We start from the raw sequence: 13,918 nt of genomic DNA, 5'->3' as shown, positions 1-13,918 counted from the left end.
GTCGGCGTCGTTGTCGGCGTCGGCGTCGGCGTCGTTGTCGGTGGCGGCGGCGTCAACCGTGCCGGCCGGAACACGGCCATGTCACGTCGCCCGGCGGTGCTCATTCGGCCACCACGACCTCGACGCCCGCCCGGCGAATCGCTGTGACCTGCTCCGGGTCGGCGGTGGCGTCGGTGACCAGCGTCGCCACGTCGGTGATCGGGGCGATCGCGGCGAGGCAGGTCCGGCCGACTTTGGAGCCGTCCGCGACGACCATGACGCGGTCGGCCCGCCGGATCATCGCCGCATTCGTGTGCGCCTCGATCTCGTCGTGCGTGGTCAGCCCGCCCCGCGCGCTGATCCCGTCGACGCCGACGACCGCGATCTCGATGTTCAGGCCCGAGAGTGCCTGATCCGCGATGGGCCCGACCAGCTCGTACGACTGGGTCCGCGACACCCCGCCGGTCATGATGAGCTTCAGCCGCGGTCGCAGCACGAGCTCGGAGCCGATGTTCAGCGCGTTGGTCACGACGGTCAGGTCGACCCGGTCGGCGAGCAGCCGGGACAGCAGCAGCGTGGTCGTGCCGCCGCTGAGCCCCAGGGTGAGCGGCCCGTGCGGCAGGAGCTGCGCGGTCCGCTTCGCCACCGCGGCTTTCTCTTCCCGATGCTGCCCGGTCCGGTACCGCACCGGCAGCTCATAGGCGACATCGACCGCCACCGCCCCGCCGTGTGTGCGCGCGACCAGCCGCTGGTCCTCCAGCACCTGCAGGTCCCGCCGGATCGTGGCGGTCGAGACGCCGAACTCCCCGGCGAGCGCACCCGCGTCGACCGACCCGTTGCGCGCCACGAGCTCGAGAATCGTCGACATCCGGTCGGCCCGGCGCAGCGGACTCAGTGACATAGGTTTCTCGTCCGTCTCTTGATGGCTGCTGGCTTGCGACTGCTCGCTCGTCGGCCGAGGTTCACGTTCCCGACCTTCGACGGGTTCGTTGAGGCCGACGCCGCCGGCGCGACGCCGTCGGGTGATCAAACGCGCAGTCACGATAGTTCACTTGCGTGCGAATGACCAAGAATCCTTGTGCGAGTGTGCATGTTTCTCGACAATCCCGTCCATGACTGTGATCGCGTTCCTTGGAGCCGGCAGCGTCGTGTTCACCCGGGAGCTGCTGGCCGACCTGCTGTCGTTCGACGAGCTGCGCGGGGTGACGCTCGCGCTGCACGACATCGATGCTGAGCGCTTGGAGACGGCCGAGGCGATCGCCCACCGCACCGCCGAGCAGCTCGGTGCCAAGCCGGTGATCACCACGAACCTGGACCGCCGAGCCGCCTTGTCCGGCGCCGCGTACGTTATCAACTCCATTCAGGTCGGGATGCACGCTGCGACAATTCGCGACTTTGAGGTACCGGCTCGCTACGGTCTGCGACAAACGATCGGTGACACCGTCGGTGTGGGCGGCATCTTCCGCGCATTGCGGACGTTCCCGGTGCTCGCCGGTATCGCCGCGGACATGCAGGAACTGTGTCCGGACGCCTGGCTGCTCAACTACACCAACCCGATGGCGATGAACGTGTCGTACCTGGCCGCGATCGCTCCCGACCTGAACGTGGCCGGTCTGTGCCACTCCGTCTTCTGGACCGTGCACGACCTGTGCGAACTGCTCGATGTGCCACTGGCGGAAGTGGACTACCGCGCGGCCGGAGTCAATCACCAGGCCTGGCTCCTGCACTGGGAGCACCGCGGCGAGAGCCTGTACCCGAAGCTCGACGCCCGCCTGGCCGCCGACAGCGAGCTGCAGCGCCGGGTGCGCATGGACATGTACCGGCGCCTGGGCTACTTCCCGACGGAGACGAGCGAGCACTCGTCGGAGTACGTCCCGTGGTACCTGCACCACGACGCCGAGATCGAACGTCTGCGCATCCCGGTGGGTGACTATGTGCGCATCAGCGAGGAGAACCTCGCCGACTACGCCTCCACCCGCGCGTCCGTGCTGGCCGGCGAGCCCCTTGATCTGCATCGCGAGGCGACGGAGTACGCACCGCAGGTCATCCACAGCATGGAGACCGGGACACTGCGCGAAATCCACGCCAATGTCGCCAACCGGAATCTGATCACCAACCTGCCCGAGAATTTCGGCGTCGAGGTTCCGTGCCTGGTCGACCGACTGGGAGTACACCCGCAGCATGTCGGTGCTCTTCCACCACAGTGCGCAGCGGTGAACCGGGGTTTCGTGAGCGTGGGTGAGCTGACCGTGCAGGCCGCGCTCACCGGTGATCCGCGCCTGGTGCGACAGGCCGCGATGGTCGATCCGAACACCGCCGCCACCCTGACCGTGGACCAGATCTGGTCGCTCTGCGACGACCTGACGGCCGCGCACGGCGACCTGCTGCCTGAACCGCTGCGCACATCTGTCCGGCTCTGAGTAAGCCTGCGGCCGCGCGGTGGCGTCGGAGCGGTAGGCGAGCGCGACCGCGCAGCCGCGGGCGACGAGCACGCGCGCGACGAGCATACGCGCGACGAGCACGCGGGCGACAAGCGTGCGCGCGACGAGCACGCGCGCGACAAGCACGCGGACAACGAGCACGCGCGCGACAAGCGTGCGCGCGACGAGCACGCGCGCGACAAGCACGCGGACAACGAGCACGCGCGCGACAAGCACGCGGACAACGAGCACGCGCGCGACAAGCACGCGGACAACGAACATGCGCGCGACAAGCACGCGGACAACGAACATGCGCGCGACAAGCACGCTGGCGGCGAACATGCGCCCGGCGAACGTGCGCGGCGAGCGTGCGGGCGGCGAGCGTCCGGGCGACGGCAGCGCCGACGCCGGCGGGAGCCCCGGCGGCCACCGCAACCCCGGGCCCGGCGGCGTGATCGAATCGCGCGCAAGTGTGCAACGCGGAATGTTCACTTGCGCATCAAACCTTGTGGAGCGAACGCAAACGCGCATAGCGTTCGCGCATGAACGACACTTCGCTCGAAATCTCCAGCCAGCCCGACGTCTGGGGGGCCGGGCTCGGGCGGGCCGATGAGGCTCGTGCCGCGCTCGCTGCGCCCGGTGAGCGAATGCTCGTGCTCGGCTGCGGCACCTCGTGGTTCGTCGCACAGGCGATCGCCGAGTTGCGCGAGGCGGCCGGGCTCGGCGAGACCGACGCCGGGTGCGCGTCCGAGTACGTACCCCGGCGCCGCTACGACCGGGTCGTCGCGGTCACGCGGTCGGGCACTTCCACCGAAGTGCTCGAAGCGTTGCAGCAGGTGCGACCCGGCTCGCAGAAAGTGGCCATCACCGCCGTCGCCGGAGAGCCGGTCGACGACCTGGTCGACGCCCGGCTCCTGCTCGACTTCGCCGACGAGCGCAGCGTCGTGCAGACCCGGTTCCCCACCACCGTTCTGGCCATGGCCCGCGCCGCGTTCGGCGAGGACCTCGGCCACCTGATCGCCGACGGACAGGCCGCGCTGGCCGCGCCGCTGCCGGCCGATCCGAGCGAAATCGAGCACCTGGTGTTCCTCGGCACCGGCTGGACGATCGGCCTCGCGCACGAAGCGGCACTCAAAGTGCGCGAGGCCGCGCAGGCGTGGTCCGAGTCGTACCCGGCCCGGGACTATCGGCACGGCCCGGTCGCCGTGGCCGGTCCGCGCAGCCTGGTCTGGTCGTTCGGGGCCGTGCCCGAGTCCCTCGACGAGGCGGTGCTCGACGCGGGCGCCCGCCCGTACCGCGACGACCGGGACCCGCTCGCCCAGCTGGTCCTGGCGCAACGCTTCGCCGTCGCGCTCGCCGCGCACCGCGGCCTCGACCCGGACCGGCCGCGACTGCTGACCCGCTCCGTCGTGCTCACCTGATTTCGAGCCGCGCAACCGTCTCCAGCATCCGGCCGATCCGGCCACTCATTCGTGCGCGCCCGCCCGGCGCGCCGCGGCAATCGCACACCAAACGACAGCTCCTCGCATTCCCCCAGTGAAGAGGTGCAGCTCTGATGACCCCTACCCGTGTCACGAGACGGACATCGATGGTCGCCGGCATCGCCGGGTTTGCGCTCCTCCTCGGTGCGTGCGGCGGCTCGAAAGCGGACTCCGGCAAGGACTCCGCCGAGGGATACGACGCCAACGCCAAGGTCACGATCACCTGGTGGACCGGGCAGCCGTCCGAGCAGGAGAAGGTCGCCGAGGATCTCGCGGCCGAGTACATGAAGGCGCATCCCAACGTCACCATCAAGACCTCGTCGGGCGCCGCGACCACCGATGATCTGCTCACCAAACTCTCGGCCGGATTCACCGCCGACAACTACCCGGACATTTCCTATGCGTTCGGCAGCTGGGCCGGCGAGCTCGCCACGAGCGGCAAGACGCAGAATCTGGCGAAGTACGTCGCGGACCCGTCGTTCGGCTGGAACGAGCTTCCGGCCGCGGCCCGGGAAACGGCGACGTACGAGGGCAAGGTGATCGGCGTACCCGCCCTCGTGGACAACCTGGCGCTCATCTACAACAAGAAAATCTTCAATGACGCGAAGGTCGACCTCCCGACCGATCAGTGGTCGTGGGACGACTTCCGGGCCGCGGCGAAGAAGCTGACGAACCCGTCGCAGAACCTGTACGGAACCGCGTTCTCGGTGTCCGGCAGCGAGGACACGACGTGGCATTTGTGGCCGATGCTGTGGCAGCGGGGCGGCAAGATCCTCGACGGCAACAAGCCGGCGTTCAACTCCGATGCCGGGGTGGCCGCGCTGGAACAATTGCGCGCCATGGCGGTCGACGACAAGTCGATGTACCTCGATCAGACCGACGAGCAGTACGCGAAGCTCTTCAACGACGGCCGGATCGGCATGATGCTCTCGGGACCGTGGGCCCTGCTGGAAATCAAGGAGGCCGGGCTCGATTACGGTGTTACGGAGTTGCCCGGGTACAACGGCGACCATCAGACGGTTTCCGGGCCGGACCTGTGGGTGTTGTTCGACCACAGCGATGCCAACCGCGCCGGGGCTTCACGCGATTTCATCAAGTGGCTCACCAGCAAGGACATCGACCCGAAGTGGAATCTCGCGGTCGGCAACCTGCCGCTGCGGACCTCCGAGCAGGGCACGCCGGAGTTCGCGGACTACGTGAAGGAGTACCCGGGCGGCCAGAAGTTCTTCGACAACCTCAAGAATGCCAAGCAGGCCCGGCCCACCGTCGCCGGCTATGAGGAGATGTCGCGCAATGTCGGCGACGCCATCTCCAAAGTGCTGCAGGGCGCGGCGAAACCGAAGGAGGCGCTGGACGAGGCGGCCAAGAAATCGGCCGGGGCAATCGGGTGACGCTCACGTTCGCGGCCTCGAAGTACGCCCCGGCGCCGGCCGCCGCCAAACCGCGCGGCAAACGATCGGTGCGGCGAACGCTCACGGGATGGGCGTTCGCCGGACCGGCGACCATCATCGTGGTCGGGCTGTCGCTGTTCCCGGCGGTGTGGGCCTTCTTCATCTCCCGCACCAAGTGGAACGGCATCGCGCAGCCACAGGACATCGGCTGGGCCAATTATGAACGCCTCGCACAGGACCCGGACCTGGCTGCCGCCGCACAGCACACAATCGTTTTGACGGTACTGTTCGTGCCCGGCTCGATCGTCCTGGGTCTGCTGCTCGCCATTGCCCTCAATCAGCGCATCCGCCTGATCGGGTTCTACCGGACATGCATTTTCGTGCCCTATGTGGCCTCGGCGGCGGCGACGGGCATCCTGGCCGGATACGTGTTCAATCCGCAGTTCGGCTTCGCGAACGAGGCACTGCGCCAGATCGGGCTGCCGCCGCAGCAGTTCCTGGAAAGCCCGCGGCAGGCGCTGATCGTCGTGTGCATCGTCGCGCTGTGGGGCGAGGTCGGTTTCACGTCGGTGGTGTACCTGGCCGCGCTGCAGGACGTGCCGCGCGAGCTGATCGAAGCGGCCACGGTGGACGGGGCCGGACGGTGGCGGGTGCTGCGCAGCGTGACCCTGCCGCAGCTTCGCCCGGTGACATTGTTCGCCACGGTGTGGCAGACGATCACCGCGCTGCAGCTGTTCGACCTCATCTACACAACAACCCGCGGCGGCCCGATGAACAGCACGCAGACCGTCGTCTACTACGTGTACGAGCTGGCCTTCCAGACCCGGCGTCTGGGCTACGGCGCGGCGGTCGCATACATCCTGTTCGCCGTCACGCTCCTGCTGACCGCGCTGGTGCTGTGGCGGGGCCGCCGCAGCGGCGAGGAGACGTTCTGATGCGCCGCAAATTCCTGCCGTTCAGCGCATGGCACCTCCTGCTGATGCCCGTGTCGCTCATCTTCGTGCTTCCACTCGTGCATATGGTGCTCGCCTCGTTCATGACGAAGGCCGAGCTCAACCGCTTCCCACCTCGGTTCATCCCGGACGGGCTGCACCTGGACGGGTACCGCAAGCTGTTCTCGGAATCGCACATCCTGCTGTGGCTGGGCAACACCGTCGTCGTCGCGGCGGTGTCGGTCGGCGCGCATCTCGTGCTGTGCTCGGCGGCCGGTTACGGCTTCGCCCGCCTGCGTTTCGCGGGCCGCGGCTTCGCGTTCGCCGCGGTGCTGGCCACCGTGATGATCCCGATCCAGCTGCTGATGATCCCGACGTACCTCATGTTCGCCCGGCTGGGCATCGTCGACACCCTGGCCGCGGCGTTCGTGCCGTGGCTGGCGTCCGCGTTCGGCATCTTCCTCATGCGCCAGTTCTTCCTGTCGCTGCCGGTGGAGCTGGAGGAGGCGGCGCGGATCGACGGCTGCGGCGTGTTCCGCACATTCGTGAGCATCGTGCTGCCGCTGGCCCGCCCGGCCCTCGCGACCTTGGCCGTGTTCACGCTCCTGTCGAGCTGGAACGATCTGCTGTGGCCGCTCGTGGCGATCAGCGACGACCACAAGTACACGCTGCAGGTCGGCCTGGCTTCGTTCCAGGGCATGCGCCGCACCGAGTGGTCCCAGCTGATGGCCGGCAATGTGGTCGCCACGATGCCGCTGGTCCTGGCGTTCCTGCTGGCCCAGAAGCGGTTCGTAGCGACGATGACCCTCAGCGGGCTGAAGGGATGAGCTCCTCCGGCGTGGCCTGGGCCGCCGTGCCACCGGCGGCCCGGGTGCTCAGCGAGCCCGCCCGCGCGGCCCAGCCGAGGGACTCGGCGACGGTCCGCCCGTCCAGCCGCGCGGCCAGGAACCCGGCGTTGAAACTGTCTCCCGCACCGGTGGTGTCGACGACGTCAACGGCCAGCCCAGGCGCGGTGGCGGTGGCGGTGGCAGTGGCGCTCTCCGGCCACCAGGCCCGCCCACCGCGCGCTCCGTCCTTGAGCACGACCGTCGTCCCCAGCGCCACCAGCCGAGCCGCCGCCACCTCCGTCGTCTCAGCTCCGGTGACCGCGAGCAGCTCCGCGGCGTTGGGCAGGAACACGTCGGTCACGGCGAGGATCTCGTCGAGCCCGGTCCAGCGCCCGGACGGGTCCCAGTTCGTGTCGAGCGACGTCGTGACACCGAGCGCCTTCGCCCGTTTGAACACTCCGGCCAGCCCAGCGTGCAACCCGGGCTGCAGGAACAGCGACGAAACGTGCACGTGCCGGGAGCCGGCGATCAGCGCATCGGTGACGTCCTCGGGCCGCAGCGCCGGAATCGTGCCGGGCAGCGTCAGGATCGCGCGGTCCCCCGGCGCGGAGAGGATGACGCTGAGCCCGGTCGGCGTAGCGTCCACGTCGGCGGCGGGGGGAAGCAGCCGCACGCCACGCTCCTCCAGCCGTTCGCGGGTGAAGGCTCCGAACACGTCTGCGCCGACGGCGGCCAGGAGTCCGGTTCGCAGCCCGAGCCGGGCGCAGCCCATGGCCGTGATCGCGGCCGAGCCACCGAGGACGAGGTCGGCCGCGTCGAGCAGCTGCTCCTCCTGCCCGAAACGGGGCCGCACATCCCCGCGCAGCACCAGATCCGGATTAGCGTCCCCAACGACCAGAACGTCCATGGCCACCTTCGACTCCATCACCACTCCCTCAGCCGCTGAATGCGCGAATGGACAGTATCAGCCGCACGATCGTGCGCATATAGCGCAGATTCGCGCAACAAGTGAACACCTTCGAACACTGCAGCAGCATGCATTCGGTGCGCTGAGTGCGAGCACTGTTGTCGGGACCCTCCCCGTCTTCCGTGCGCTCCGTGCCCTCACCGCGCTCCTTGCCCTCACGGCGCTCCGTGCTTTCGCTGCGCTCCATGCTTTCGCTGCCGTTCCTGCGCTCAATGCCCTGCGTGCGCTCACTGTCCTCGATGCGCTCCGTGCCTTCTGTGCCTTCTTCTCAGCGCTCCCTGCGCTCGATGCACCCACGCGGTCGTGGTGGCAATGGACCGGTGCGCTCGATGCACGAAAGGCCGTGGCGACGTGATCCTCACGGTGACGCTCAACCCGGCCTTGGACCTGACGTACGCGGTCGACGAGTTCCGTCCGCACACCACGCATCGGGTGCGCGCCGTGCACGAACGCGCAGGCGGCAAGGGCTTGAACGTCGCAAACGTGCTGCACACACAGGGCGAGCCGGTCCTGGCAACCGGGTTGCTCGGCGGCGCGACCGGCCATCGCGTGCAGGATCTGCTCACAGCCGCGGGCCTACCGCACGCATTCGCACCAATCGCCGCCGAGACCCGCCGCACAGTGACGATCGCGGACGGCACCGACGCCACCGGCCTGTGGGAGCCCGGCCCGTTCGTCCAAAGTTCCGAGTGGCGGCAATTCCTGCACTTGTACCGTGAGCAACTCGCGGGCACCACAGTCGTCGCTCTGTCCGGGTCACTACCGCGCGGACTCCCAGCGGACGCGTACGCGCAACTCATCACCATCGCCCGCGAGCACGGCGCCCGAACGATCCTGGACACAAGCGGCGAACCGCTGCGCCTGGGCCTGGCCGCAAACCCAGACGTCATCAAGCCGAACACAGACGAGCTAACCGCCCTGCTCGCCGCCAACTCCAGCGAACAGCATGCGACGTTCACCGGGGACGCCAACGAACAGTCCCCGATCCTCGACGCGGACAAGGACACGGATACGGGCACCGACACCGACACCGACACCGACACCGACACCGACACCGACACCGACACCGACACCGACACCGACGAGCAGAGCACGACATTCGCCGCGGGCGCGAGTGCACGTGACGTTCGGGCGTTGCAGGGACTTGGCGCCGGATGTGTCGTCGTATCGCGCGGAGCTGGCGGTCTCGTTGCGGTCAGCGGCGGTGAGGTGTGGCGAGCCGTGCCGCCGGCGCCTGAGATCGGGAACCCCACGGGCGCTGGTGATGCTTGCGTTGCCGCCATTGCCAGGGGTTTGCGGGATCAGACGCCCTGGCCGGAGTTGCTTGCCGATGCCGTCGCACTGTCGGCCGCCGCGGTCGTCGCGCCGGTCGCCGGGGTTGTCGACTACGCCCGCTATCGGCACCTGCGGACGCGCATCGCCGTCACGTCAAACGATCTGCGCGATCCGCGCAACACCCAAGCCCACATCCACGGCAGCCGGCCGGACACGAACGAACCAAACGACACGCGCAACCGGCCGGACCTCACCGAACGAAACGACATGCACAGCCGGCTGGACCTCACCGAACGAAACGACACGCACAGCCAGATGGACACCGTCGAACCAAGCGACATGCACGGCTGGCCCGATCAGAACGAACGAAACGACACGCGCGACCGGCTGGGCACAGTTGCCGGGACAGAGGAGGTGCTCGATGTTGATCCCCACCGGTGAGATCGTTGCTGAGGCCCGGCGGCTCGGGGTAGGGGCGGGGGCGTTCAATGTCATCACCGTCGAGCACGCCGAGGCGGTCGTCACCGGGGCCGAGGCAGCCGGGTGCGCGGTGATCCTGCAGATCAGTGAGAACGCGGTGCGGTTCCATCACGGGCGGCTCGCCCCGATCGCGGCCGCGGCCCGGGCGGTGGCCGAACTGTCCACCGTGGCCGTCGGGCTGCACCTCGATCACGTAGAAAGCGACGAGTTGTTCGATCAGGCGGCCGGCAATGGGTTCGGGTCGGCCATGTACGACGCTTCCAAACTCGACTACGGCAACAATGTTGCCGCTACCGCACACGCCGTTGCCCGCGGGCATGCCGCCGGGCTCTGGGTTGAGAGTGAGCTCGGCGAGGTCGGGGGCAAGGACGGCGCGCACAAACCCGGCGTGCGCACGAATCCGGTTGAGGCGGCGGCGTACGTGCAGGCGACCGGTGTCGACGCGCTTGCCGTCGCGGTCGGATCGTCGCACGCCATGACCAGCCGAGACGCTCGGCTCGACCACGAACTGATCAGGCAGTTGCGCGATGCGGTGCCGGTTCCGCTCGTGCTGCACGGGTCTTCCGGCGTGCCCGACGACGAACTGCGCGCGGCCGTGCACAGCGGACTGGTCAAAATCAACATCGGCACAGCGCTGAACATCGCGTTCACGGGCGCCATCCGGGCCGCGATCGAGCGCGATGCCCAGGTCGTCGACCCGCGCAAGTATCTCCGCGACGCCCGCAACGACATGGCCGAAACGGTCGCGAAGGCGTTGCGCGTGCTGACCGGAGTCCAACAACGCACGCCAACCGGGCAGCCTCACCTCGACGGCGCCGACAACCACGCAGCATAGCGACACGAAACGACACCATGGCCCGACCGCGGCCTTCCGATGAGCCGCCGGTCGGACTAGGAGTCCTGGTCGAAGTCCTTGGCCGGGCCCACGGACAGGATGCGGACGGCGGCGGCGCCCTGGGTGTCGGACTCGGCCAGGTCGACCTCGGCGACGATGGCCCAGTCGCGGTCGCCCTCGGGGTCGTCGAAGATCTGGCGGACGTGCCAGCGGTCCGGCTTCTGGTCGATCACCAGCAGCGCCGGGCCGCGGGCGTCCGGGCCGACGCCCATGGAGTCGTACTCGTCGAAGTATGCCTCGATCGCATCCTGCCACGCGTCCGCGTCGAAACCCGCCTCGGCATCCAGTTCGCCGAGTTCCTCGTAGCGGTGCAGGGCCGCGAGTTCGACCCGGCGGAACAGCGCGTTGCGGACCAGGACACGGAACGCCCGCAGGTTGCGGGTGACGGCCGGTGGGCGGTCGTCGCGGATCTCGGGGCGCTCCGCGCCGGGGTTGCGCAGCCGCTCCCACTCGTCGATGAGGCTGGAGTCGACCTGGCGCACCAGTTCGCCGAGCCACTCGATGATGTCCGTCAGATCCTCGGTGCGCGCGTCCTCGGGCACCGACTGGCGCACGGCCTTGTACGCGTCGGCGAGGTACCGCAGCACCAGGCCTTCGGAACGGGACAGGCTGTAGAAGCCGACGTATTCGACGAACGTCATTGCGCGTTCGAACATGTCGCGCACAACGGACTTCGGCGACAGTGCGTAGTCGGCCACCCAGGGGTGACCCTGTTTGTACATGTTGTACGCGTTGTCGAGCAGCTCCACGAGCGGCTTCGGGTGCGTGACCTCGTCGAGGAGCTCGAGCCGCTGCTCGTACTCGATGCCCTCGGCCTTCATCGCCGCGACCGCCTCGCCGCGGGCCTTGAACTGCTGCGCCGACAGCACCTGGCGTGGATCGTCCAATGTGGACTCGATGACGGAGAGGACGTCGAGGGCGTAGCCGGGGGCCTCGCGGTCGAGCAGCTCGATGGCGGCGAGCGCGAACGGCGACAGCGGCTGGTTGAGCGCGAAGTCCATCTGCAGGTCGACGGTGAGGCGGACCCGCCGGCCCTCCTCGTCCGGCTCCGGCAGCTGCTCGACCACGCCACCGGCTAGTAGTGCGCGGTAGATGGCGATCGCGCGGCGGATGAGGCGGCGCTGCGAGTGCGCGTCCTCGTGGTTCGCCGTGAGCAGATGACGCATCGCGGCGAACGCGTCGCCGGGGCGGCCGATCACGTTGAGCAGCATCGCGTGCGAGACCTGGAAACTGGATTTGAGCGGCTCGGGCTCGGCCTCGACCAGCCGGTCGTACGTGGGCCGGCCCCAGCCGATCGAGCCTTCCGGCGGTTTCTTGCGCACCACCTTGCGGCGCTTCTTCGGGTCGTCGCCGGCCTTGGCCAGCGCGCGCTCGTTGTCGATGACGTGCTCGGGCGCCTGCACGACGACGTTGCCGACGGTGTCGTAACCTGCACGCCCGGCCCGTCCGGCGATCTGGTGGAACTCGCGCGCGTACAAGAGCCGGGTCTTCTGTCCGTCGTATTTGGACAGTGCCGTGAACAGCACGGTGCGGATCGGCACATTGATGCCGACACCGAGCGTGTCCGTCCCGCAGATCACTTTCAGCAGGCCGGCCTGGGCGAGCGTTTCCACCAGCCGGCGGTACTTCGGGAGCATGCCCGCGTGGTGTACGCCGATCCCGTGCCGCACCAGCCGGGAAAGGGTCTTGCCGAAGCCGGCGGTGAACCGGAAGTTGCCGATCGCCTCGCCGATCATGTCCTTCTCGGCGCGGGTGGACACGTTCACGCTCATGAGCGCTTGTGCGCGTTCGAGGGCCGCGGCTTGCGTGAAATGCACGATGTACACCGGCGCCTGCTTCGTGCTGAGCAGTTCCTCGATGGTTTCGTGCATCGGGTCCATGGAGTAGCTGAACATCAGCGGCACGGGGCGTTCGGCGTTCTTCACCACAGCGGTCGCGCGGCCGGTGCGCCGGGTGAGGTCATCCTCGAACCGCGCGACGTCACCGAGCGTGGCCGACATGAGCACGAACTGGGCCTGCGGGAGCTCGATCAGCGGCACCTGCCAGGCCCAGCCCCGGTCCGGATCGGCGTAGAAATGGAACTCGTCCATCACGACAATGCCCACATCGGCGCGTTCGCCGTCGCGCAATGCGATATTCGCCAAAATCTCGGCGGTGCAGCAAATGATGGGCGCGTCCGCGTTGACACTCGCGTCGCCGGTGAGCATGCCGACGTTCTCGGGGCCGAACATGTCCACGAGCGCGAAGAACTTCTCGGACACGAGCGCTTTGATCGGCGCGGTGTAGAAGGTTGTGCGATCGCTGGCGAGCGCGGCGAAGTGCGCACCCGCGGCGACCAGACTCTTGCCGGACCCGGTGGGCGTGTTGAGGATGACGTTCGCGCCGGTGGCGATCTCGATCAGCGACTCCTCCTGGTGCGGATAGAGGCTGAGCCCCTGCTCCTGCGCCCATTCGGAGAACGCCTCGAACACGGCGTCGGGATCGCCGCCCCGGGGGACGCGCGCGGCCAGATTGTTCATCGCTTCTCGTACATCACGTCGTAGGCGGTCCGGCCGGCGCGCACCGCACGCTGCTCGAACTTGGTCACCGGGCGGTGCGCGGGCCGGGGTGCGAACCCGTCGAAGCGGTTGCGCAAATGGGCGTCCGCGCCGAGCGTTTCGAGCATCGCGTGCGCATATCCCGCATCGTCGGTCGCGCAGTGCAACACGCCACCGGTGCGCAGCCGATCGCGCAGGACGGCCACCCGCTCAGGAACGATCAGCCGGCGCTTGTGGTGCCGCGTCTTCGGCCACGGATCCGGGAAGAAGACGTGCACAGCCTGCAAGCTTTCGGCCGGAATGTGCTCGGCGAGCAGTTCGAATACGTCCACTTCCGCGACGCGCACGTTCGTCAAGCCGCGCTCGTCGATGAGGTGCAGAAGGTTCGCGACGCCCGCCGTGTGGACCTCGACCGCCAGGTATTGCCGCTCCGGGTCGGCCGCGGCCATCTGCGCCGTGGCCTCCCCCATCCCGGACCCGATCTCCAGGACGTCGACAGCCTGCCCGGGGACGAACTGATACTGCACGGCGAGGCGCTCGAGCGCGTCGAAATGCCGACCGCTGAGCCGCCCGCCGCGCAGGTGATAGGTCCGGACGATGCGAAGCGGCCGGTCGACGGTAGTCATGGGACACCGACTTTACCCGAAACGTGAACCTCGGCGCCCCGCGGGAAGCCCTGGGCGGCCACACCGCTTCCGGCGCGTGCACGTCAGGGGCGGATTCCCGCAACACAC

At 68.5% G+C, this 13,918-nt stretch carries 12 protein-coding genes; 7 read left to right on the top strand and 5 right to left on the bottom strand.

Annotation, left to right across the window (positions count from 1 at the left end; all coding sequences use genetic code 11):
- Positions 1-100: 100 nt before the first annotated feature.
- On the bottom strand, positions 101-880 hold the full coding sequence (locus tag ACIA8L_RS15220; protein ID WP_395904635.1) for a DeoR/GlpR family DNA-binding transcription regulator: 780 nt from the start codon (positions 878-880) through the stop codon (positions 101-103).
- Positions 881-1,091: 211 nt separating this feature from the next.
- Here ACIA8L_RS15220 and ACIA8L_RS15215 point away from each other — a divergent pair, with 211 nt between their 5' ends.
- The 5 genes from ACIA8L_RS15215 to ACIA8L_RS15195 all read left to right on the top strand — a co-directional run bounded on the left by ACIA8L_RS15215 (position 1,092) and on the right by ACIA8L_RS15195 (position 7,030).
- The gene (locus tag ACIA8L_RS15215) at positions 1,092-2,399 is read left to right on the top strand and encodes an alpha-glucosidase/alpha-galactosidase (protein ID WP_395904633.1); all 1,308 of its coding nucleotides are present in this window, start codon (positions 1,092-1,094) and stop codon (positions 2,397-2,399) included.
- A gap of 542 nt (positions 2,400-2,941) precedes the next feature.
- Positions 2,942-3,820: an SIS domain-containing protein gene (locus tag ACIA8L_RS15210; protein ID WP_395904631.1), complete on the top strand. Its 879-nt coding sequence runs from the start codon at positions 2,942-2,944 to the stop codon at positions 3,818-3,820.
- A 134-nt stretch (positions 3,821-3,954) separates the two neighbouring features.
- Positions 3,955-5,271 carry an ABC transporter substrate-binding protein gene (locus ACIA8L_RS15205; RefSeq protein WP_395904629.1) on the top strand — a complete coding sequence of 439 codons (1,317 nt, stop codon included), beginning with the start codon at positions 3,955-3,957 and terminating at the stop codon, positions 5,269-5,271.
- Positions 5,268-6,206, top strand: coding sequence for a carbohydrate ABC transporter permease (locus ACIA8L_RS15200; protein ID WP_395904627.1), 939 nt, complete (start codon positions 5,268-5,270; stop codon positions 6,204-6,206). The genes ACIA8L_RS15205 and ACIA8L_RS15200 overlap by 4 nt, the downstream gene beginning before the upstream one ends.
- Positions 6,206-7,030: a carbohydrate ABC transporter permease gene (locus ACIA8L_RS15195; protein ID WP_395904625.1), complete on the top strand. Its 825-nt coding sequence runs from the start codon at positions 6,206-6,208 to the stop codon at positions 7,028-7,030. The genes ACIA8L_RS15200 and ACIA8L_RS15195 overlap by 1 nt, the downstream gene beginning before the upstream one ends.
- Here ACIA8L_RS15195 and ACIA8L_RS15190 read toward each other — a convergent pair.
- Both ACIA8L_RS15190 and ACIA8L_RS15185 read right to left on the bottom strand, forming a co-directional pair.
- Positions 7,011-7,955 (bottom strand): carbohydrate kinase family protein, encoded by a 945-nt coding sequence (locus tag ACIA8L_RS15190; RefSeq protein WP_395904623.1) that lies wholly within the window; start codon positions 7,953-7,955, stop codon positions 7,011-7,013. The genes ACIA8L_RS15195 and ACIA8L_RS15190 overlap by 20 nt on opposite strands.
- Positions 7,956-7,965: 10 nt before the next feature.
- On the bottom strand, positions 7,966-8,184 hold the full coding sequence (locus ACIA8L_RS15185) for a hypothetical protein (RefSeq protein ID WP_395904621.1): 219 nt from the start codon (positions 8,182-8,184) through the stop codon (positions 7,966-7,968).
- 164 nt (positions 8,185-8,348) lie between these two features.
- On the opposite strand from ACIA8L_RS15185, the gene ACIA8L_RS15180 reads away from it, so the two are divergent.
- Entirely contained in the window at positions 8,349-9,713 is a 1,365-nt protein-coding gene (locus tag ACIA8L_RS15180; protein ID WP_395904619.1) for a 1-phosphofructokinase family hexose kinase, read from the top strand.
- Complete coding sequence (locus tag ACIA8L_RS15175) at positions 9,694-10,587, top strand: ketose-bisphosphate aldolase (RefSeq protein WP_395904617.1); 894 nt, start codon at positions 9,694-9,696, stop codon at positions 10,585-10,587. The genes ACIA8L_RS15180 and ACIA8L_RS15175 overlap by 20 nt, the downstream gene beginning before the upstream one ends.
- A 56-nt stretch (positions 10,588-10,643) precedes the next feature.
- Here the strand turns inward: ACIA8L_RS15175 and ACIA8L_RS15170 are convergent, their stop codons facing one another.
- Both ACIA8L_RS15170 and trmB read right to left on the bottom strand, forming a co-directional pair.
- Positions 10,644-13,166: a DEAD/DEAH box helicase gene (locus ACIA8L_RS15170; protein WP_395904615.1), complete on the bottom strand. Its 2,523-nt coding sequence runs from the start codon at positions 13,164-13,166 to the stop codon at positions 10,644-10,646.
- Complete coding sequence (gene trmB / locus ACIA8L_RS15165; protein ID WP_395904613.1) at positions 13,163-13,810, bottom strand: tRNA (guanosine(46)-N7)-methyltransferase TrmB; 648 nt, start codon at positions 13,808-13,810, stop codon at positions 13,163-13,165. Before trmB ends, ACIA8L_RS15170 begins: the two co-directional genes overlap by 4 nt.
- Positions 13,811-13,918: the final 108 nt, after the last annotated feature.

The organism is Dactylosporangium sp. NPDC051541 (genome assembly GCF_044454505.1).
Classification (GTDB): domain Bacteria; phylum Actinomycetota; class Actinomycetes; order Mycobacteriales; family Micromonosporaceae; genus Dactylosporangium.
Note: the sequence above shows the minus strand (reverse complement) of the source record. Positions and strands in the feature narration are given on the sequence as shown.